Origin of the sequence: Chryseobacterium sp. SIMBA_029 (assembly GCF_046535275.1) — a bacterium.
Classification (GTDB): Bacteria; Bacteroidota; Bacteroidia; order Flavobacteriales; family Weeksellaceae; genus Chryseobacterium.
Genome location: NZ_JAWRXA010000395.1, coordinates 1 through 267 on the forward strand (window position 1 = coordinate 1; position 267 = coordinate 267).

A 267-nucleotide genomic window follows, 5' to 3' on the forward strand; every position below is an offset into this window, starting at 1 on the left:
TGTAGCTCAGCCCTCAAACTCTTTCGTCTCAGTTGTTAGCTCGTCTGCTTCTTTCTCCTGCCGGCCGGTATTTCGGCGAGCCTGTTCAAACGATCTTTTCCACTCAGCACGTTGGCGTTTCTCAAGCCCCAGCCTTCTTCTTCCGCTGGAGCCAGAAAGCGGATTCCTTGATTCTCGTAGAATTGGCGAACCGCCGAGATGTAGACCTCGGTGACGGCTTCGCCACGCTCGATCTTCTGTATGGTACTCCGGCCAACGCCGATTACC

The 267-nt window shown here is 54.7% G+C and carries 1 protein-coding gene; it reads right to left on the reverse strand.

Translation table 11 applies throughout. The features are described from left to right. Positions 1-35: 35 nt before the first annotated feature. Positions 36-267: hypothetical protein (locus SB679_RS24580; protein ID WP_410704895.1), on the reverse strand; the 232-nt coding region annotated here is incomplete at its 5' end.